General features: G+C 65.9%; 18 protein-coding genes and 2 pseudogenes. 14 read left to right on the forward strand and 6 right to left on the reverse strand.

Annotation, left to right across the window (positions count from 1 at the left end; genetic code table 11):
- Positions 1-276 precede the first annotated feature (276 nt).
- The 4 genes from aceA (at position 277) to OVA31_RS14210 (ending at position 5975) form a co-directional block, all read left to right on the forward strand.
- Complete coding sequence (aceA, locus tag OVA31_RS14195) at positions 277-1572, forward strand: isocitrate lyase (protein ID WP_267627278.1); 1296 nt, start codon at positions 277-279, stop codon at positions 1570-1572.
- Between the two features lie 143 nt (positions 1573-1715).
- The gene (locus OVA31_RS14200) at positions 1716-2600 is read left to right on the forward strand and encodes a 3-hydroxybutyryl-CoA dehydrogenase (protein ID WP_164307659.1); all 885 of its coding nucleotides are present in this window, start codon (positions 1716-1718) and stop codon (positions 2598-2600) included.
- 81 nt (positions 2601-2681) lie between these two features.
- The gene (gene metE / locus OVA31_RS14205; protein WP_267627279.1) at positions 2682-5009 is read left to right on the forward strand and encodes a 5-methyltetrahydropteroyltriglutamate--homocysteine S-methyltransferase; all 2328 of its coding nucleotides are present in this window, start codon (positions 2682-2684) and stop codon (positions 5007-5009) included.
- Between the two features lie 240 nt (positions 5010-5249).
- Positions 5250-5975 (forward strand): heparin-binding hemagglutinin, encoded by a 726-nt coding sequence (locus OVA31_RS14210; RefSeq protein WP_267627280.1) that lies wholly within the window; start codon positions 5250-5252, stop codon positions 5973-5975.
- 105 nt (positions 5976-6080) lie between these two features.
- Here OVA31_RS14210 and OVA31_RS14215 read toward each other — a convergent pair whose 3' ends face one another.
- Positions 6081-6608, reverse strand: a complete 528-nt coding sequence (locus tag OVA31_RS14215) for a helix-turn-helix domain-containing protein (RefSeq protein ID WP_267627281.1) — start codon at positions 6606-6608, stop codon at positions 6081-6083.
- A 70-nt stretch (positions 6609-6678) separates the two neighbouring features.
- On the opposite strand from OVA31_RS14215, the gene OVA31_RS14220 reads away from it, so the two are divergent.
- Positions 6679-7884, forward strand: a complete 1206-nt coding sequence (locus tag OVA31_RS14220) for a benzoate/H(+) symporter BenE family transporter (RefSeq protein ID WP_267627282.1) — start codon at positions 6679-6681, stop codon at positions 7882-7884.
- A 20-nt stretch (positions 7885-7904) separates the two neighbouring features.
- On the opposite strand, the gene OVA31_RS14225 is transcribed toward OVA31_RS14220, so the two are convergent.
- The 4 genes and pseudogenes from OVA31_RS14225 to OVA31_RS14240 form a co-directional block, all read right to left on the reverse strand.
- Positions 7905-8258 (reverse strand): hypothetical protein, encoded by a 354-nt coding sequence (locus OVA31_RS14225; RefSeq protein WP_267627283.1) that lies wholly within the window; start codon positions 8256-8258, stop codon positions 7905-7907.
- A 200-nt stretch (positions 8259-8458) separates the two neighbouring features.
- A pseudogene (locus tag OVA31_RS14230) lies at positions 8459-9328 on the reverse strand (polyphosphate kinase 2 family protein).
- Between the two features lie 27 nt (positions 9329-9355).
- On the reverse strand, positions 9356-10165 hold the full coding sequence (locus OVA31_RS14235; protein WP_267627284.1) for an SDR family NAD(P)-dependent oxidoreductase: 810 nt from the start codon (positions 10163-10165) through the stop codon (positions 9356-9358).
- Positions 10162-10959, reverse strand: coding sequence for a TetR/AcrR family transcriptional regulator (locus OVA31_RS14240; RefSeq protein ID WP_267627285.1), 798 nt, complete (start codon positions 10957-10959; stop codon positions 10162-10164). Before OVA31_RS14240 ends, OVA31_RS14235 begins: the two co-directional genes overlap by 4 nt.
- A gap of 40 nt (positions 10960-10999) precedes the next feature.
- Between OVA31_RS14240 and OVA31_RS14245 the strand changes: the two genes are divergently transcribed.
- The 6 genes from OVA31_RS14245 (at position 11000) to OVA31_RS14270 (ending at position 16144) form a co-directional block, all read left to right on the forward strand.
- Positions 11000-12352: a DUF445 domain-containing protein gene (locus OVA31_RS14245; protein WP_267627286.1), complete on the forward strand. Its 1353-nt coding sequence runs from the start codon at positions 11000-11002 to the stop codon at positions 12350-12352.
- Positions 12353-12440: 88 nt separating this feature from the next.
- Entirely contained in the window at positions 12441-12911 is a 471-nt protein-coding gene (locus OVA31_RS14250; protein ID WP_267627287.1) for a helix-turn-helix domain-containing protein, read from the forward strand.
- A gap of 5 nt (positions 12912-12916) precedes the next feature.
- The gene (locus tag OVA31_RS14255; RefSeq protein ID WP_267627288.1) at positions 12917-13771 is read left to right on the forward strand and encodes a heparin-binding hemagglutinin; all 855 of its coding nucleotides are present in this window, start codon (positions 12917-12919) and stop codon (positions 13769-13771) included.
- Between the two features lie 65 nt (positions 13772-13836).
- Positions 13837-14133, forward strand: coding sequence for a DUF2516 family protein (locus OVA31_RS14260; RefSeq protein WP_420714213.1), 297 nt, complete (start codon positions 13837-13839; stop codon positions 14131-14133).
- A gap of 67 nt (positions 14134-14200) precedes the next feature.
- Positions 14201-15043: a MerR family transcriptional regulator gene (locus OVA31_RS14265; protein WP_267627290.1), complete on the forward strand. Its 843-nt coding sequence runs from the start codon at positions 14201-14203 to the stop codon at positions 15041-15043.
- A gap of 24 nt (positions 15044-15067) precedes the next feature.
- A complete protein-coding gene (locus OVA31_RS14270) occupies positions 15068-16144 on the forward strand; it encodes an alpha/beta fold hydrolase (RefSeq protein WP_267631532.1) in 1077 nt (358 codons plus the stop codon).
- A 9-nt stretch (positions 16145-16153) separates the two neighbouring features.
- Here the strand turns inward: OVA31_RS14270 and OVA31_RS14275 are convergent.
- A pseudogene (locus tag OVA31_RS14275) lies at positions 16154-17252 on the reverse strand (UDP-N-acetylmuramate dehydrogenase).
- A 46-nt stretch (positions 17253-17298) separates the two neighbouring features.
- Between OVA31_RS14275 and OVA31_RS14280 the strand changes: the two are divergent.
- From OVA31_RS14280 to OVA31_RS14290, 3 genes are read left to right on the forward strand one after another with little or no spacing between them, the layout of a single operon-like run.
- Positions 17299-17793 (forward strand): DUF2505 domain-containing protein, encoded by a 495-nt coding sequence (locus tag OVA31_RS14280; RefSeq protein ID WP_267627291.1) that lies wholly within the window; start codon positions 17299-17301, stop codon positions 17791-17793.
- A 15-nt stretch (positions 17794-17808) separates the two neighbouring features.
- A complete protein-coding gene (locus OVA31_RS14285; RefSeq protein ID WP_190266615.1) occupies positions 17809-18318 on the forward strand; it encodes a DUF2505 domain-containing protein in 510 nt (169 codons plus the stop codon).
- Positions 18319-18340: 22 nt separating this feature from the next.
- Positions 18341-19108 carry a class I SAM-dependent methyltransferase gene (locus tag OVA31_RS14290; protein WP_267627292.1) on the forward strand — a complete coding sequence of 256 codons (768 nt, stop codon included), beginning with the start codon at positions 18341-18343 and terminating at the stop codon, positions 19106-19108.
- Positions 19109-19114 lie beyond the last annotated feature (6 nt).

The following is a 19114-nucleotide window of genomic DNA, read 5'->3' on the forward strand; positions in this document are numbered from 1 at the left end:
GCAGTACGCGCGTACTTTTTGGCGTCGGTGGGTGAAACGTTCACACGACCAGGTTTGCAAACTTTGCAAAAGCTTTCCAGATCCTTGCCTAATTTTGCACATGAAAGGGATTGGACCTGCATGTTTGTTCTGTGGCACCCTTGTCACAGGCACCACCGGACAGCGTTGATTTGTTCGCACAATTTGCGACCGACTCAGCGCGACACGGGCACTGTCTGTCAGCACACCGGCTCGGGCGCCACCGGGTCGCAGCAGGACAACGAAAGCGAAGTAGGCATGAGCAACGTCGGAAAGCCACGCACCGCCGCGGAGATCCAGCAGGACTGGGACACCAACCCGCGTTGGAAGGGCGTCAAGCGCGATTACACCGCCGAGCAGGTGGCCGAGCTCCAGGGTTCGGTCGTCGAGGAGCAGACCCTCGCCCGCCGCGGCGCCGAGATCCTCTGGGAGGGCGTCAACGCCGGAGACGGCAGCTACATCAACGCGCTCGGCGCGTTGACCGGTAACCAGGCAGTCCAGCAGGTGCGCGCCGGCCTCAAGGCCGTGTACCTGTCGGGTTGGCAGGTCGCAGGTGACGCGAACCTGTCGGGACACACCTACCCCGATCAGTCGCTGTACCCGGCGAACTCGGTGCCGTCGGTCGTCCGACGCATCAACAATGCGCTCATGCGCGCCGACGAGATCGCCCGCGTCGAGGGTGACGACTCGGTGGACAACTGGGTCGTGCCGATCGTGGCCGACGGTGAGGCCGGCTTCGGTGGCGCCCTCAACGTCTACGAGCTCCAGAAGGCCATGATCGCCGCCGGTGCCGCCGGTACCCACTGGGAGGACCAGCTGGCCTCGGAGAAGAAGTGCGGCCACCTCGGTGGCAAGGTGCTGATCCCCACCCAGCAGCACGTCCGCACCCTGAACTCGGCCCGCCTCGCCGCGGACGTCGCAGGCACCCCGACGGTCGTCATCGCGCGTACCGACGCCGAGGCCGCGACCCTCATCACCTCGGATGTCGACGACCGCGACAAGCAGTTCGTCACCGGTGAGCGCACTGCCGAGGGCTACTACCACGTGAAGAACGGCATCGAGCCGTGCATCGCGCGTGCGAAGTCCTACGCTCCGTACGCCGACATGATCTGGATGGAGACCGGTACCCCGGACCTCGAGCTCGCGCGCAAGTTCGCCGAGTCGGTCAAGTCGGAGTTCCCGGACCAGCTGCTGTCCTACAACTGCAGCCCGTCGTTCAACTGGAGCAAGCACCTCGACGACAGCACCATCGCCAAGTTCCAGAACGAGCTGGGCGCCATGGGCTTCACCTTCCAGTTCATCACGCTGGCCGGCTTCCACTCACTCAACTACGGCATGTTCGACCTGGCCTACGGTTACGCCCGCGAGCAGATGACCGCCTTCGTCGATCTGCAGAACCGCGAGTTCAAGGCCGCCGACGAGCGTGGCTTCACCGCTGTCAAGCACCAGCGCGAGGTCGGCGCCGGCTACTTCGACAACATCGCCACCACGGTCGACCCGACCAGCTCCACCACTTCGCTGAAGGGTTCGACCGAAGAGGGGCAGTTCCACTGAGAAGTCGCGTTGCGGCCTGATAGTCGTTGCCTGACATGACATCCGGGGTGGGCGGGGTGATCCTCTGCCCACCCCGGGTTCGTCGCTATCCGGGGCCCGATCGATAGACCACCACCGAACTTTTCAGATTCGAGGAGCCGACCATGGCAACCGAAAAGATCTCCCGCGTCGGCGTCATCGGCGCCGGTCAGATGGGTGCCGGCATCGCCGAGGTGTGCGCTCGCGCGCATGCGGACGTCCTTGTCTACGAGTCAACGCGCGAACTCGCTGCGGCCGGTCGTGCCCGAATCCTGCGGTCGCTCGATCGTGGCGTCTCCAGCGGGAAGCTGACCGAGCGTGAGCGCGAGCAGGCTGCCTGGCGCCTCCGGTTCACCTCCGATCTCGGCGACTTCGCCGATCGTCAGCTCGTCTGCGAGGCGGTCGTCGAGGACGAAGCGGTCAAGACCGAGATCTTCAAGGAACTCGACAAGGTCGTCACCGACCCGAACGCGGTGCTGGCGTCCAACACCTCGTCGATCCCGATCATGAAGCTGGGCATGGCCACCGCCAATGCCCACCGAGTGATCGGCATGCACTTTTTCAACCCGGTGCCCGTGCTCCCGCTGGTCGAGCTCGTCACCACTCTGATGACCACGCCGGAGGTCACCGAGCGCGCCGAGGCCTTCGCCCACGACATCCTGGGCAAGCAGGTCGTACGCTCGGCCGATCGCTCCGGGTTCGTCGTCAACGCACTGCTCGTGCCGTATCTGCTCTCGGCCATTCGCATGGTGGAGAGCGGCTTCGCCACCGTCGAGGACATCGACAAGGCGATGGTGCTCGGATGTGCCCACCCCATGGGCCCGCTGAAGCTCACCGACCTCGTGGGCCTCGACACCGTGAAGGCCATCGCGGACAAGATGTACGAGGAGTTCAAGGAGCCGCTCTATTCGCCGCCGCCGCTGTTGCTGCGCATGGTGGAGGCTGGACGCCTCGGCAAGAAGGCCGGGCACGGCTTCTACCAATATGGCGAGAACGGCGCGAACAAGTAAGCCGCACAAGCCCCTTCATGATGATCGGGTGAGCGAACCGAGGTCACCCATCGGGTCGGGAACTGCGGATAGGGTCTACCGATGACTAGCTCGACGCAGGAGATCGAATACGGATCGTCGATCCTGGGTTACCCTCGTATCGGCGCCCGCCGCGAGCTCAAGAAGGCGCTGGAGGATTACTGGCATCAGGGCAGTTCGCTCGACCAGCTGCTCGCCGCCGGCCGGGAGATCGGCGACGGGATGTGGCGTGAACTCGCCGCCACCGGGCTCGAGCAGGTGCCCGGCAACATCTTCTCGTTCTACGACCACGTACTCGACAACGCGCTGCTGTTCGGTGCGGTACCCGCACGGTTCGAACCGTTGCGCGCCGGCCTCGCACCGCTCGACCACTACTTCGCGATGGCACGCGGCACACCCGATTTCCCGCCGTTGGAGCTGGTGAAGTTCTTCAACACGAACTACCACTACCGGCAGCCGGAGATCGGTGTTGACACCGAGTTCTCGCTGACCGCGGCCCCGGAGTTCGCGCAACGGTTGCTGGACGAACACCGGCGTGCGAGCGCCGACGGAATCGAGTTGCGCCCGGTGATCCTCGGGCCGGTGAGCCTGTTGCTCCTGTCGAAGCCTGCGCCGGATGCGCCGGCGGATTTCCGACCACTCGATCGCCTCGATGATCTGTTACCCGCCTACGTCGACCTGTTGGAACGACTTGCCAAGCAGAACTGCAAGTGTGTCCAGCTCGATGAGCCGGCGTTCACCAGTGATCGGTCCGATGCCGAACTCGACTTGCTCGACCACGCCTATACGCAGCTGTCCCATGCGGGGCTGCGCCCGCGGTTGCTGGTCACGGGTCAGTACGGGGATTTCGGTGCGGCACTGCCGATCCTGGCGCGGACCCAGGTGGAGGCGATCGGCGTCGATCTGGTCAGCGAGCCGATGTCGGCAGCTGCGCTGGCGAAGGTCCCCGGGCTCAAGCGCAAGCGTCTGTATGCCGGCGTCATCGACGGGCGCAATGTGTGGAAAGCCGCCAAGGGCGGCAAGCTCGACTATCTGCTGGAGATCAAGAAGCACATCCCCGACATCGTCGTCTCCACATCTTGCACACTGATGCATGTTCCGGTCGACAAGCTGATCGAGCCCGACATCCCCGGTGACGTCGCCGACCGATTGTCGTTCGCGAAGCAGAAGGTCGGTGAGGTGGTGGCGCTCGCGAAGGCCATCGCCGACGGTGCCCCCGAACACTGGTACACGCGACCTACGAAGGTCGACTTCAAGCTGAAACATGATGTACGGCAACGAGTTGCCAACATCCGTCCAGACCAACGCGAGCGTGCGCCGTACATCGAACGCAAGAAGGCGCAGGACAAGGCCCTTGGTCTGCCGATGGTGCCGACGTGCACCCTCGGCTCGTTTCCGCAGACCAGGGATGTCCAGCTGGCCCGCTACTACTACGGCCAGGGCCGGCTCGGCTGGGACGACTACGCCGACCGCCTCAAGGAGGAGATCAGACGGGTCGTCGAATTGCAGGAGGACATCGGACTCGACGTGCTGGTGCACGGCGAACCCGAGCGCAACGACATGATCCAGTACTTCGCCGAGTTGATGGACGGCTACGCGTTCACCCACATGGGTTGGGTCCAGGTGTACGGCTCGAGATGCGTCCGGCCGCCGATCCTCTACGGGGACATCAAACGTCGCGGACCGATGACGGTCGAGTGGATCACCTACGCGCAGTCGCTGACCGACAAACCGGTCAAGGCGATCCTGACCGGTCCGGTCACCATGCTCGCCCGTTCGTACGTACGCCAGGACCAGCCGCTGCATGAGACCGTCGAGCAGTTGGCGCTGGCGGTGCGTGACGAGGTGGCAGATCTGGAGAGGGCGGGGATCCGGATCATCCAGGTCGACGAGCCGTCGATCCGTGAACTCCTGCCTTTGCGAGAGCGGGGACGTGAGGGCTACCTCGACTGGGCGGTGGCGGCGTTCAAGCTCGCCGTCGGTGGTGCCAAGCCGGCCACCCAGATCCACACACACCTCGGCTATTCGTCCATCGCGCAGGTCGTCGAGGCGTTCGACGCCTTGGATGCGGACGTGACCTCGATCGTCGCGACCCGGTCGATCGATTGGGTGCTCGACGAACTTGCCAAGCGCGGCACGGCGATCCAGCGAGGCGTGGGTCCGGGCGTGTACGAGAGCCGGAGTGCGGCGATCCCCGACATCGACGAGATCGATGCGCGAATTCGACGCGCAACGAGCGCGATCGATCCGAAACGACTGTGGGTCAATCCCGATGGCGGTCTGAAGACGCGGCACTATTGGCAGCTCGAACCGTCGTTGCGCAACATGGTCGCCGCCGCTCGGCGCGAACGGCGGCGCATCGCCGCGACGCAGACCGGCTCCGGCGACTGATCGTCCGTGTTGACAGGAGATCAACTGGTGGTGACATCCACCACCAGTGCTAGCAGCATGCTTGCATTTGCTAGCAGATCGTGGATACTGGGAGATGGAACCAAGTAAATGGCCCCGATGCGCCATCAACTGCAACGGCGTTGTCGAGTGATCCGAGACCGTTGACCATTCGACAGTATTTGTGCCACGGCGTATTTGGTGACCACACAATCTCAAATCACAACTCATGAGGAGTTCGCTGTGAGTGAATCCACACGCACGCTGGCCAATCCGATCTATGCGGCCGTGGGAGCAGGCGACTATGTCGTCACCCAGTTCAACGACATCATCTCGCAGCTGCGCGAGCGCACCGAGTCCGCGTCGGAGAATGCTCAGGCGCGCTTCGAGGAGACCCGCGGCACCGCCGCGGCACGCTTCGAGGAGACCAAGACCCGGATCGGGTCGCTGCCCGAGGACGTTCCGGCCGGCTTCGAGGAGCTGCGCGGCAAGATCAGCTCTGACGAGCTGCGCAAGGCCGCCGAGGGATACCTCGAGTCCGCCACCGAGTTCTACAACTCGCTCGCCGAGCGTGGCGAGGAGACGGTCGAGCGTCTTCGTCAGCAGCCGGTCGTCCAGGAGAACCTCGACCGTGCGGGCAAGGTCTACAGCGACGCCGTCGACCTGACCGAGGATACCCTCGGTGTGGTGTCGTCGCAGACGCGCGTCGTCGGTGAGCGCGCCGCCAAATTGGCCGGCCGGGTGAGCAGCCGGGTCGAGGACGTTGCCGTCGACATCGAAGAGGCCGGCCAGACCATCAAGTCCAGTACCGCCGACGCCGCGGATGAGATCGGCGGCGCCGCAGGGACTGTCGAGGCCAAGGGTCGTACCGCCAACGCGTCGCCGGCGAAGAAGATCGCCGCTGCCAAGAAGGCGCCGGCAAAGAAGGCACCCGCCAAGAAGGCACCTGCCAAGAAGGCCGCCAACTAGACGACCTCAGCATGGGGCCGATCCGTTCGCCCCGTTCACCGGAATCCACCTTTGCGCACGCGAAGGTGGATTCCGGCGTTGTGGGGTGTGGTCGTCGCCGCGCGTTCACTGAGGTGGGGAGTGGATGGTGAGCACCGCGGTGGCACCGGTCTCGCTCCGGTAGGTGTGCTCGACGTCGCTGATCCACTGCAGGGTCTCGCCCGGTTCGGCGTGGCGTTCGGAACCTGCGCGACCGGCCTCGAGCGCGCCGGTCACCACATGGACGTTCTCGGTGACCGCTGCGCCGTGTGCGGGGGAGGTGCGGACCCCGCCGGGCAGGACGCGGAGCCAGAAGACCTCGGTGGTCGCGCCGTCCGGATGATGCTCGACGTGCAGGATCTGGGCGCGCAGGAACTCGCCGCTGCCCTCGGTCCCGGCCTCCTCGCCGAGAAGTGCGGTGAGCGGGACACCGAGCGGTCCGGCGACTGCGTACAGCGTGTCGAGAGTCGGATTGCGTTGCCCGGCTTCGATTTCCGACAGCGAACCCTTGCCGATCGAGGCGCGGCGGGCGAGCTCGGACAGGGAGAGTCCGCGGTCGGCGCGCAGGGCCGCGATTCGGTTGCCGACAGCTTGCCTGCGGTGTTCGACGGTCACAGGCCGTGATTCTTCCACCTCGATCGAGATCGCGTTCTGTTTACGGAACGTTTGAGGTAGCCTCACTCCGGTGACCAGCACAGCACAACCCGGTTTGCAGCAGCCGATCGTCGCGGGCATCGTCACTGCGCTCGTCGGGTTCACTTCGTCGTTCGCGGTGGTCACGGCCGGTTTGCGTGCGGTCGGCGCGACGGCTGAACAGGCGGCGTCGGGGCTGCTGGCCCTGACGGTGGTGTTCGGCGTGGGGATCATCGTCCTCAGCGTGCGAACCCGTGCGCCGATCACGCTCGCCTGGTCGACTCCTGGGGCCGCGATGCTGGTCAGCATGGGTGCGTCCTACGACGCCGGGTGGCAGGCCGCGGTCGGCGCGTTCCTCGTTGTCGGGCTGTTGATCCTGGTCACCGGCCTGGTGCCCGCGTTGGGGGATCTGATCTCGCGGATCCCCACGCCGATCGCGCAGGCCATGCTCGCCGGTGTGCTGTTGACGCTGTGCCTCGCGCCGATGCATTCATTGGTGGATGTCCCCGCGCTGGCCATTCCCGTTCTGGGGGTCTGGCTGCTCGCGACACGGTGGCTGACCCGGTGGGCGCTGCCGCTGGCGCTGGTGACCGCGCTGGTGGTCATCGGTATCCACCTCGCCGTCGACGGCGCGGACGGCCTCGGTTCGGCGACCTGGTTTCCGACGCTGTCGATCACCGCCCCGTCTTTCGACGCGGCGGCGATCATCGGCATCGCGGTGCCTCTGTTCATCGTGACCATGGCTTCGCAGAACATCCCGGGTGTGGCGGTGCTGAGCTCGTTCGGATACGTGACGCCGTGGCGCGCCGCCATGTCCGTCACCGGGGTCGGCACCCTGGTCGCCGCGCCGTTCGGAGGCCACGCCATCAACCTCGCCGCGCTGTCGGCGGCGCTGGCCGCGGGCGACGAGGCCGGTCCGGATCGGGAACGACGCTGGGTAGCAGGCGTCTCCGCCGGGATCACCTATCTGGTGCTGGCCGGGTTGTCGGGAGTGTTGGTGACGATCGCGGCCGTTGCGCCCGGTGGCCTCGTGGAAGCCGTTGCCGGCCTTGCGCTTCTGGGGACATTTGCCAGCGCGATCGTCGGCGCGTTCACCGCGGTCGAGACACGTGTACCCGCCGCCCTGACGTTCGTCGCCGCCGCCTCCGGGGTCACCTTCTTCGGGATCGGGGGAGCGTTCTGGGGATTGGTGATCGGATTGGTGGCCTATGGGGTGCTGCGGGCGGGAGCACCGCGCTCAGCCGACACGACGAGATGAGGGCGCATCCGCCTCGTCGATCAGAGATTCAGGGTCGATTCGCCCGGTTGCGCGGTCGCCGCTTCGATTCGCCCGGCTGATGAATCGTCGCTGGTGGTGTAGTGCACGGCAGAGGTTCGGAAATGGGTCGAATGGTCCCCCATCCGAGTGGTCAATGCCTGTGCGGCAGATCGCATCGACTCCAGGCGAGAGCTCACGGCAGCGGCCGACGCTCCGACCCAACCCGACGCCACCGCACTCTCGATCTCGGCGTGCGCGCCCGAATAGACATCGTCGGATTCCGATTGCCAGCCCGCGAGGCGATATCCATCGTGGTGCAGGTCGTCGGGCGACACCGCCACCTGATCAGATCGCGAGGATGCCCCGTCGCCCATTGTGATCCCCCCTTTGCTGTGCGCAGCTGTTTCGACTGCCAAGATACATTCACGCCAGCACGGGGGCGGCAAGAACGTAGAGCGGGATTGAACTCGAGCCCTCGTGTTCCGTGGCAGGTCGTACACAACTGCAACGTGAGCGAGAGGCGATGACAATAATTGTCGCGGAACCCCCCCTCAGGTTGCATCTGTGTACGGAGTCAGTCGGCCAGCGCGGCCACACGCTTCTTTTCCGTCTCGACGTCGAAGTCCGCCCTCGGCCATTCGAGGTCGAGACGCTCGAGAGCGTTGATCAGCAGCTCGCAGATCGCCAGTCGCGCAAACCATTTGCGGTCGGCCGGGATGAGGAACCAGGGCGCGTCGCTGCTGTCGCACCGGTCGAAGATCGCCTGGTAGGCCTCGAGATAGTCGTCCCAGAAGCCGCGTTCGTCGATGTCGCCGGGGTTGTATTTCCAGTACTTGTCCGGACGTTCGAGGCGTTCGGTCAAACGCGCCCTCTGCTCCGACTTCGACACCACCATCGCGCATTTGATGACCGTCGTCCCCGACGCCACGAGGTCGCGCTCGAACTGGTTGATCACCTCGTAGCGCTTCTCCCACTCCGACTTCGGTACGAGATCGTGGACCCGCACGGGCAACACGTCCTCGTAATGGGAACGGTCGAAGATGCCGATCCGGCCGCCCGGTGGCAGGGCGCGATGCACGCGCCACAGGAAGTCGTGCGACAGCTCTTCCGGCGTCGGCTTGCCGAACCCCTAGATGGTGAGGCCCTGCGGATCGACCAGTCCTCCGACGTGACGAACGATCCCGCCCTTGCCGGCCGTGTCCATACCCTGCAGGACGAGCAGCACCGATCGCTTGTCGCCGGCTCGGCCATTGGCATACAGCAACTCCTGAAGATCGGCGAGGACGGCACCACGCTCGGTGAGAAGGGCTGCGCCACTGTCTTTGTCGCCCTCGAAACCAGGGGTGGACGATGGGTCGAATCCGGCGATCGGTCCGGTCGCCGTCACGCGCAGCGCCTCGACAGCGGGCGTGGTCCACCCGCCCGTTTTCGTGTGCTTACCCATCGGTCGTGTCCTCCTGGTCGGGAAGTGTCAGCCGAGCGACTCGGCCGCCGCGGTGGCGGGTGGGAACAACGGTCCGCCACCGAAGGCCTCGCGATGCGAATCAGGTGTGGTCCCATCATTGTTGGCGAGGCCGTATCCGACGCCGAGTTCGGCCGTGACCAGAGTGTGGCCGTTGTGGTCGCCCAGATCGGGATCGCCTGCCAGGGCGTCGATCACGCGTCCCACGAACTCCGGGTCCTCGGCGCGTTGCAACGAGAATCCGGCGAACTCGTCGATCCCGAGGGAGAGTAGTAGTTCGGTCCGGATGAGACCCAGCCACAGCGAGACCGCGGTGACACCGGTACCGGAGAGCTCATGACCCATGTCGAACGACATCTTGTCGAGCCCCGATTTGCTCATGCCGTACAGGACCGAATGCAGATGACCGCGGGAACCGAAGGACGAGATCGAGGCGATCAGCCCGCTGCCGCGCGCGACCATCATCCGGGCGGCGTGAACAGACGCGACGTAGTGGGCACGCAATCCGACGTCGATGAGGGTGTCCCAGTCGTCGACCGGACGTTCCCAGAACCGGTCGGAGAAGCCGCCGAAGCCACGCGGTGCGGCCCAGGCGTTGTTGACGAGAAGGTCGAGTCCGTCGGTGTCGCGCTCGATGCGGGCGAACACCTCGGCAACCGCATCGTCGTCGGTGTGGTCGCAGGCCAGTGCGATGGTCCCGTCCGGCCCGGTCCCGTGACGTGACGTGACGTAGACGGTCCAGCCGGCGGCGACGAGCGCCGTGGCCACACCCTGTCCGACTCCGCGACTGCCTCCGGTGACCAGTGCGGTACGGCTCATTCGGTGTCCTCGATTCCGTCGTCGGTGATGGGTGGTTCCGGAAGGGGCGGAGGTGCGGCGACGAACGCCTCCCGGGAACCGTTGAACGCCGCGATGCCGACGATGGAGCTCCACGACAGCATCGTCAGGTAGTCGATCAGGTCGCCCACCGGGATGGACCGTTCGGTCATCCACCAGTCGACCGCGCGCTGGATCGCGCCCACCAACGCGTTGGACCACACCTCGGCGCCCGAGATGTCGGCGTCGCGCTCGGTCATCCGCAGGACGAGAGCGGCGGTCATCAGCTGTGCGACCAGCTTCTCCGAGTCGGCGGTGGCCGCCGACGACGGCGGGCTGGTCAGCGCGAACTTGTACAGGTTCGGTTCGTCGGCGACCGCGTTCACGTAGACGCCGATGGCAGTGCGGGTCAGCGTGTACTCGTCGACATCGTCGGTGATCGCCTCGGTCAGGCGTGGCAGCAGCATCGTCTCGAAGAAGCGCACCGCGGTGGCGACACCGAGATCACTCTTGTCGGTGAAGTACCGGTAGAGAACGGTTTTGGACACACCGATATGTGCGGCGATCTCGTCCATCCCGACGTCGGCGCCGAGCGTGCGTACCGCGTCGATGGTGCCGTCGGTCAGTTCGGTCCGTCGTGCCGCCTTGTGCTTCTCCCAGCGTTGCCGCCGGCCGTCGGGTTTGGCGACGCCGTCGGTGACGGTGCTGATCAATGCCTGCTCGAGGCCCCGGGTCACGTTCGTGGCGGCGGCCACGGCGGCACGGGCTGCCGCGGCTGGGCTCGGGCGATTGGCCATCACCTAGCTAGCGTAGTGGGTGGCGGGTAAAACTGGTCCAATGCCGCCAACAGTCATTTCGGACGTATCCGGTGGGCCGGACCGTCCACCTGCGCAGGAGCCGCCGCAGTCATCTCTCGGCTTCGGTTCCGATGGTGCCGGCGACGCCGCGCGCCGTCGCGACTTGCGCAAGATGAAGGTGGTTGCCACCGGATTTCTGGTCTTCGCGGCAGTCGTGTACCTCTTCACCCGCTATCTCGAACATCGTGACGGAGTGGACGTCGCCGCCTGGGTCGGCTATGTCCGGGCCGCTTCCGAGGCCGGCATGGTCGGCGCCCTCGCCGACTGGTTCGCGGTCACCGCGCTGTTCCGGCATCCGCTGGGATTGCCCATTCCGCACACTGCGCTGATCCGCAAGAAGAAGGACGACATCGGCGATCAGCTCGGGGGATTCATCGAAGAGAACTTCATGACCCCGGACGTGATCGAAGACCGTGCCACCAGCCTGGAACTGCCCCGGCGCCTGTCCACCTGGCTTGCCGACCCGGCCAACGCCCCGCGGGTGTCCGATGAGGCGGCGCGGATGATCTCGCTCGCTGCGGAAATGCTGCGCGACGAGGACGTCGAGAAGTTGATCATGTACGCGATCAAATGGGCAGGAGAGCCCGAATGGGCGCAGCCGCTCGGCCGGATTCTCGAGCAGCTCATCGCCGAGGATCGGCTCGAGCCGGTGTTCCAGCTGGCGTGCGACCGTGCCCACGAGTGGGCCCTGGGCAGCCAGGATCTGATCGACCGTGTCGTCGACCAGGATGTCGGGCCGTCGTGGAAACCCAAGTTCGTCAACGCCATGCTCGGCGACAAGATCTATCGCGAGCTCGTCGACTTCACCTACAAGGTGCGTACCGAGCCGGATCACCAGCTCCGCCGTTCGATGCATCAGTTCGTCGAACAGTTCGCCGACGACCTGCAACACGATCCGGAGATGATCGCTCGGTTCGAGGCGATCAAGCAGGAGCTGATCGGCCGCGACGAGGTCTCGGATGCGGCCTCGACGGCCTGGAAGACAGGCAAGGCCGTCATCGAGCAGATGCTCACCGATCCCAACAGCACACTGCGGAACTCGTTGTCGGACGCGGTGATCCAGCTGGCCACTCGAATCCGGGACGACCGTCCGCTGCAGGAGAAGATGAACGGCTGGGTGGCGCGGGCGGCCCGCCACGTCGCGGTCAACTACTCGCAGGAGATCATCTCGGTGATCACCGAGACGGTCCGCGGATGGGACGCCGACGAGACAAGTCGCAAGATCGAACTCCAGGTCGGCCGCGATCTCCAGTTCATCCGCATCAACGGGACGGTCGTCGGGGCCTTGGCAGGCCTCGCGATCTACACGGTGTCCGTGCTGATCTTCGGTTAGCACTCTGCTTGCACTAGCTAGCACACCCGAAGATACTGGTGGCAGGAACCGGGGCGAGCGGAGCGACGGGGAATGTAACGGGAGTGTGATGACGGCGCACGAGAACGACCTGCCCGAGCCGGCCGGAGGCGAGAAGCCATCGGCCGACGACGACAGTTCGACGGGCCCGGTGGAAACTGTCGAGGCCGTGGCCACTGCCGCCCAGGATGCGGTGGCGACAGCCGCCCAGGACATCGGCGGTTTCATCCGCGCACAACGGGTCGCGGCCGAGGTGTCGCTCCGGCAGCTGGCCGAACGTGCCGGCGTCAGCAATCCGTACCTGAGCCAGATCGAGCGGGGACTCCGCAAGCCGTCGGCCGACGTCCTCGCCCAGATCGCGAAGGGCCTGCGACTGTCCGCCGAGGTTCTCTACGTGCGTGCCGGAATTCTCGAGGAGCGTCCGGCCGGGCCGGTTCGCGATGCATTGCTCGCCGATGACTCGATCAGCGAACGCCAGAAACAGATGCTGCTCGAGATCTATGAGTCGTTCCGAAGAGAGAACACCGACGCCAAGGAGTGAAGCCAATGCCGGAGAACCCGATGAACACCGTGATCGAGCAGGTGACCGCCCTGCTCACCGACCTCCGCGAGCGCAGCGAGGCCGCCGGTGACGAAGCGCAGAAGCGACTCGGTGACGCCCAGAGCAAGGCGCAGGCACGGGTCGACGAGACGCGGGATTCGGCTCTGGCACTGTTCGAGGAGGCGAGGACCAAACTGTCCTCGCTCCCGGTGGAACTCCCCACCGAGATCGAGGACCTGCGCACCCGGTTCACCCCTGAGGAGCTCCGCAAGGTTGCCGAGGCCTACCTGGCCGTCGCGGCCGGTCTGCTCACCGCACTGTCCGAACGTGGCGAAGAGGTGGTGGAGCGACTCAAGGCCCAACCGCTCGTCGAAGAGAACCTGCCCAAGTTGGAGAAGGTCTACAACGACGCCGTGGGTCTCACCGAGGATGCCCTCGGCAGCATCTCGGGCCAGACTCGCGCGGTCGGAGAACGGGCCGCTGCCCTTGCCGGCCTGACCGGTGGGAAGGCGGACGAGGTGGTACTCGAGCCGTCGACGAGGTCGCCCGCGAAGAAGACACCCGCCAAGAAGGCGCCCGCCAAGAAGGCTCCGGTGAAGACCGCGGCGAAAAAAGCCCCGGCGAAAAAGGCTCCGGCGAAAAAGGCTCCGGCAGCGAAGAAGGCTCCGGCGAAGACCGCGGCCAAGAAGGCTCCCGCAAGAAAGGCCCCGGCAGCGAAGAAGGCACCCGCGAAGGCGCCGGCGAAGAAGGCGACCGCCGCGAAGGTGCCCGCGAAGAAGGCCGCAGCGAAGAAATCCCCGGCCACGAAGGCCACGGCGAAGAAGGTGCCTGCCGAGAAGTCCGCTGCAAAGAAGGCCTGACGGGTTCGTCCGAATCGCGAACCGCGGGACATGTCTAAAGTGGGGGCGTGGACCTTCTGAGTGTGATGGCCTACGGGCAAAACCTGATCCTGCTGGCCTTGACCGTGATCGCCGGCGTCGCGTCGGCGGTGGCGCTGGTGCATGCGGCTCTCCAACGGTCCGATGCGTTTCCTGCCGTCGACCGGCAGAGCAAGGTCATCTGGGTGGCGATTCTCGCGGCCGCGACCTTGTTCATCTGGCTGTTCGGTGCGGTGAACTTCCTCGGCCTGATCGGTGTGGTGGCCATGCTCGTCTATCTCGTCGACGTGCGGCCGCGCGTCGACGACATCCAGGGCAAGCGGTGGTTCAGCAAGAAGGCGTGACCGATCCCTCCGGGCAACTCGCGGCCGGTCGTTAGGGTCATCGGTCGCGACTGAATACACTGGCGAAATGGCCGAGTATCGGATCAACGACCTGGCTCAGGCGTCCGGGGTCAGCGTGCGCAACATCCGCGTCTACCAAGACCGCGGGTTGCTGCCTGCCCCGGCAATCCGTGGGCGCACCGGGTGGTACTCCGACGAACACCTCGTCCGGCTGAACCTCATCTCCCGCATGCTCGAACGCGGCTACACCTTCGCCACCATCAGTGAACTCCTGCATGCGGCCCATTACGGGATGCGTGTGGAGCAGATCTTGCGCGGTACCCCGAAGGGTGGCCGGTTCCGCAACTTCAAGCGTGCGGCGACCATCACCATCACCGAGCTCCGCAAGACGCTGAATGCGACCGACCGGTCGATCGCGCTGAGCCAGAAGCTCGGACTGCTCGCCAAGGACGGCGCACACTATGCGATCCGCAATCCCGAGCTCCTCGAAGGCGCGGAGACCCTGGTCAAGGCAGGTGTGGACATCGACGTCCTGCTCGACCGCTGGGTTCGCGTCCAGGACGATCTCGAGGACGTCGCGAAGAGCTTCGTCTCGATCATCACCGACAAGTACTTCGACGAGAACCTGCCGGACCTGGGCGAAGAGCAGGTCAGCAAGATGGCCGAACTGATCCAGACCGTGCGGCCGATGGCCCACGAGATCGTCGAGTCGACCTTCCGGCAGGCGCTCGACAAGCAGATCTCCGTGGCGATCGGCGAGGCCAGCACCTATTTCGATGCCTCGACGGACGAGGATCCGGCAGCGCCGGAAACCGGGGCCGGAGTCACCGGGCGCGGCGAGGATGCCGACACTGTGGACGTCGGTGAACACACCGACGGGGCACGGACCGTGGCCGATCGCACGGACTGACTGCGGCGGCCCGAGGGGGAGATGATGAACAAACGATCACTGGCGATCACGACAGCAGCGGTGGTGGCCGCGGGGGCCGGCGCGATCGCAGTCGGCATCGGAACGATCTTCGCGGGCCTGGCCCGGGACGCTTTCCGTGCCGAACGGGCTGTCGATGACGGTCCCGACGATCTGCTCGCGGTGCCCACCGTGGAGCCGGAGCGCATCCCGGTCGAGGCGGTCGGCGGTGCCCGTCTGAACGTCGAGCGTTACGCGCCTGCGGAGGCAGGCGACGGTGACATCGTCGTGATGGTGCATGGCTGGACCTGCAACATCGCCTACTGGTACCCGCAGATCAACCACCTGGCCCGTACGCATGACGTGGTCGCCTACGACCAGCGCGGGCACGGCACGAGTCAACTCGGTCGCACCCGGCCGACCATCGCGATGCTGGGGCAGGACCTCGACGCCGTGTTGTCGGCGGCGGTTCCCGAGGGCCGCCGTGCGATCCTCGTCGGACACAGCATGGGCGGTATGACGATCATGTCGTGGGCCGCGCAGTACCCGGAGAAGGTGGGCTCGCTGGTCTCGGGCGTCGCGCTGACCTCCACCGCGGCGAAGGCCGTGATGCAGAACCATCTGCTGATCCCGGTCGATCTCCCGCGGTACACCAAGCCTTTCGAGAGCGCCGTCAGCAAACTGTTCACCTCGACACCGATGCCGATCCCGCGCACTCCCTACGGTTCGCGGTTCTCCCACTACATCGCGCTCGGCCCCAACGCTCGCAAGGCCCACGTCGATTTCGTGGACGAGATGATCGCAGGCTGCCCGCCCCGGTCACGGGCCGGCTGGGGTTCGGCGATGGGCAAGCTCGATGTGACCGCGGGACTCGACGCGCTCACCGTGCCGACCACCGTGGTCGTCGGCACAGATGACCGGTTGACCCCGCCGGTACACGCCGAGCAGATGGCCGAGGTGTTGCGGCGCAACGGAAGTCTCCGCGAACTGATCGTCCTGGACGGCGTCGGGCACATGTCGAGCATCGAGGCCGACGTGCGCTTCAACGAGATCCTCGACGACATCGTCGCGGAGTCGGCGCGGGCCTCGAGTCCGGTGAGCTGACCGCCCGCGTCAGATCGAACAGTTCACCAGGACGGGTTCGGGGTGCAGTGTCACGCCGAACGCCTCCTGCACCCCGGTTCGGACGTCCCGGGCGAGGTCGAGCAACTCGTCGGTGGTCGCGTCGCCGCGATTGGTCAGCGCGAGAGTGTGTTTGGTGGACAGTCGGACCGGGGACGACGGGCCGGGATATCCGCGCGCATAGCCGGCACGTTCGATGAGCCACCCGGCCGACAGCTTCACGCCGTCGTCGGCCGGATAGGTGGGGACGGTGATGTCGCGCCCGACGCGGCGGTGGATCTGTTCCAGGACGTCGGCTGCGCCCGTAGCGAGAATCGGGTTGGTGAAGAACGATCCCGCACTCCACGTGTCGTGGTCGTCCGGGTCGAGGACCATGCCCTTGCCACGTCGCAGGGCGAGTACCTGTTCGCGGACGTCGCTCGCGTCCGCACGTTCCCCGGCTTCGATGCCGAGCGCCGCCGAGAGCTCGCGGTAGCGCAGTGGCTGGCTGGCTGACCCGATCGTCGTTGAGCCAGAAGGAGACCGCCACGACGACGTGGTCGTCGCGGTGCTTGAGACTGCTCGTGCGGTACCCCAATCCGAGTTCCGTCGGCGCCACCCACCGCAGTTTGGCCGCCCGCCGATCGAGGACCTGCACGCTGCGCAACAGATCGGCGACCTCGACTCCGTACGCACCGACGTTCTGCACCGGTGTGGCGCCCGCGGCACCCGGAATGCCCGAAAGGCATTCCAGCCCACCGAAGCCCTCTCCGATCGTGGTGGCGACGAGGGTGTCCCAGTCGACGCCGGCATCGGCGGTGACATGCGCACGGCCCGATTCCCGGCCGGAGCCGAACTCGATGCGAGAACTCTGGATGAGGATGGCGGTGCCGTCGAAACCGTCGTCGGAGATCACCAGATTCGAGCCGCCGCCGACGAGCAGGGTACGTTCGGCGCTGCCGTCGAGGGCGGTGATCTCGTCGACCAGGCTGCGGGTGTCGGGGCATCGCACCACGGCGCGCGCGGGGCCACCGAGTCGCAGCGTGGTGAGCTCGGCGAGACGGGTTCCCTGAGCTGCCGGCGCGGGTCGGTTCACCCCTGAATCGGTCACCCGAGTAACCGTAGCGGCATTTCGGTGGTCCGGTACTCTCCCCCTCATGGCCAGCAAGATGGAGCACGCGGTGTCCTACCCGTTCGGAGTACGGCGGCTCTGGGAAGTCCTCTCGACCGAACAGTACTGGCGCGATCTGCTCGAGGCGATCAACTCGAGCCACGGCAAGCTCGAGTCGTTCGAGTTCGCCGACGACACGATCACGGTCACCATGCAGCAGGGTGTGCCCGAGGAGAAGCTGCCGTCCATCGTCACCAAGGTCCGACCGGGCGATCTGGAGATCCCGCGCCGCAGCACCTTCACCCTCGCCGGCGATCAGATCACCGGCGAGATCACCGCCACGGTTGCCGGCGCGCCTGCCAAGGTCGACGGAACCCTGGTGGCCAGTGGCGACCCGGCGTCGGCGACATATCAGGCCGACGTCGAGGTCAGTGTCCCGTTCGTCGGCGGCAAAATCGAGAAGGCCATCATCGACCAGCTCATCGAGCTCCTCGATTCCGAGCGTGAGCAGACGGTGACTTGGGAAGCAACGAATCGGTAACGTAGCCTGGTCGCCATGGCACGACGGCTCAGCTACTCGGCGCGCTTCACCCACCCCGCGGAGACTCTCTACCAGGCACAGAACACCCGGCAGTACTGGGATGACATGATGGCGGGGTTCCAGATGATCTCGCCACACTGCGAGGTCGAGTCCTTCACCTCCGATGAGACCGGTATGAAGGTCGTCCTCAAGCAGACGATCGGGCGCGACCAACTCCCGCCGCTTGCCCAGACCGTCCTGATGAAGGACATGGTCATCACCCGCGAGGAGTCGTTCGGTGTATTCGACCCGGACAACACCAAGGGCAACTACAACGCCTCCATCCCGGCGGGCCCGGGCAGCCTCAACGGCTGGCAGGAACTCTTCCCCACCGAGACCGGCTGCACCATCCGCAAGACCAGCGAGGTCAAGGTCTTCATCCCGTTCGTCAACGGCAAGCTCGAGCAGCTGATGCTGGTCAACCTGGTCGATCTCTTCCGGGCCGAGGCCGAGTACGCGGCCGACTGGGTCACCAAGAACCTCTGAGATCCTCGTCCGGGCGCGGCGGATGAAACGGGTCGGTCGGATCACGCGGGGGACCACCAACATCAATCGCCTTCGGCGCGTGGACCGATGGATGGTCCACGACGATGCGATCGTCCGAGTCCTGAGTGACGTGCCGCAGCCGGTCGTCGTCGACCTGGGATACGGCGCCCGCCCCGACACCGCTGTCGAGATGGCACTGCGTCTGCGGAAGGTCGCTCCGGAACTCCGGATGGTGGGTCTCGAGATCGATCCCGAACGCGTGGTGGAACCTCGTGCCGGTGTCCGGTTCGCGCTCGGCGGTTTCGAATTGGCCGGTCTCACCCCGCATCTCGTCCGCGCGTTCAATGTCTTGCGGCAGTACGACGAGGACGAGGTCGCCGCGGCGTGGGCGCAGATGCAGGCGGCACTCGCGCCGGGCGGGCTCATCGTCGAAGGCACATGCGACGAGATCGGCCGTCGTTGCTGCTGGGTTGTCCTGGACGCCGACGGGCCGCGCACGTTGACGTTGTGCTGGTCGCCCGAGCACACCGAACGGCCGTCCGAACTCGCCGAGCGGTTGCCCAAGGTGCTGATCCACCGCAACGTCCCCGGCGAACCCGTCCACCGGCTCCTGCAACTCGCGGATCGGTGCTGGGATGTGGCGGCGACGCACGCCGCCTACGGTCCGCGGATTCGCTGGCGTCAGGCGCTGACGCTGCTCCGTGCGCAGGGGACAGACGTCGTGATCCCCCGGGGCCGCAGCGTCGACAACGTTCTGACGGTGCCGTGGTCGGAGGTCGCGCCGAGGTAGGCGGGG

The sequence above is a fragment of the Gordonia sp. SL306 genome (genome assembly GCF_026625785.1).
Taxonomy (GTDB): domain Bacteria; phylum Actinomycetota; class Actinomycetes; order Mycobacteriales; family Mycobacteriaceae; genus Gordonia.

Bases quoted from the DNA above. Each gene is read 5' to 3' on its own strand.
- OVA31_RS14265 (WP_267627290.1), top strand. From the start codon at position 14,201: ATGGCCGAGTATCGGATCAACGACCTGGCTCAGGCGTCCGGGGTCAGC.
- OVA31_RS14260 (WP_420714213.1), top strand. From the start codon at position 13,837: ATGGCCTACGGGCAAAACCTGATCCTGCTGGCCTTGACCGTGATCGCC.
- OVA31_RS14285 (WP_190266615.1), top strand. From the start codon at position 17,809: ATGGCACGACGGCTCAGCTACTCGGCGCGCTTCACCCACCCCGCGGAG.
- OVA31_RS14225 (WP_267627283.1), bottom strand. From the start codon at position 8,258: ATGGGCGACGGGGCATCCTCGCGATCTGATCAGGTGGCGGTGTCGCCC.
- metE (WP_267627279.1), top strand. From the start codon at position 2,682: ATGACTAGCTCGACGCAGGAGATCGAATACGGATCGTCGATCCTGGGT.
- OVA31_RS14250 (WP_267627287.1), top strand. From the start codon at position 12,441: ATGACGGCGCACGAGAACGACCTGCCCGAGCCGGCCGGAGGCGAGAAG.
- aceA (WP_267627278.1), top strand. From the start codon at position 277: ATGAGCAACGTCGGAAAGCCACGCACCGCCGCGGAGATCCAGCAGGAC.
- OVA31_RS14270 (WP_267631532.1), top strand. From the start codon at position 15,068: ATGAACAAACGATCACTGGCGATCACGACAGCAGCGGTGGTGGCCGCG.
- OVA31_RS14290 (WP_267627292.1), top strand. From the start codon at position 18,341: ATGAAACGGGTCGGTCGGATCACGCGGGGGACCACCAACATCAATCGC.
- OVA31_RS14280 (WP_267627291.1), top strand. From the start codon at position 17,299: ATGGCCAGCAAGATGGAGCACGCGGTGTCCTACCCGTTCGGAGTACGG.
- OVA31_RS14240 (WP_267627285.1), bottom strand. From the start codon at position 10,959: ATGGCCAATCGCCCGAGCCCAGCCGCGGCAGCCCGTGCCGCCGTGGCC.
- OVA31_RS14245 (WP_267627286.1), top strand. From the start codon at position 11,000: ATGCCGCCAACAGTCATTTCGGACGTATCCGGTGGGCCGGACCGTCCA.
- OVA31_RS14235 (WP_267627284.1), bottom strand. From the start codon at position 10,165: ATGAGCCGTACCGCACTGGTCACCGGAGGCAGTCGCGGAGTCGGACAG.
- OVA31_RS14255 (WP_267627288.1), top strand. From the start codon at position 12,917: ATGCCGGAGAACCCGATGAACACCGTGATCGAGCAGGTGACCGCCCTG.
- OVA31_RS14200 (WP_164307659.1), top strand. From the start codon at position 1,716: ATGGCAACCGAAAAGATCTCCCGCGTCGGCGTCATCGGCGCCGGTCAG.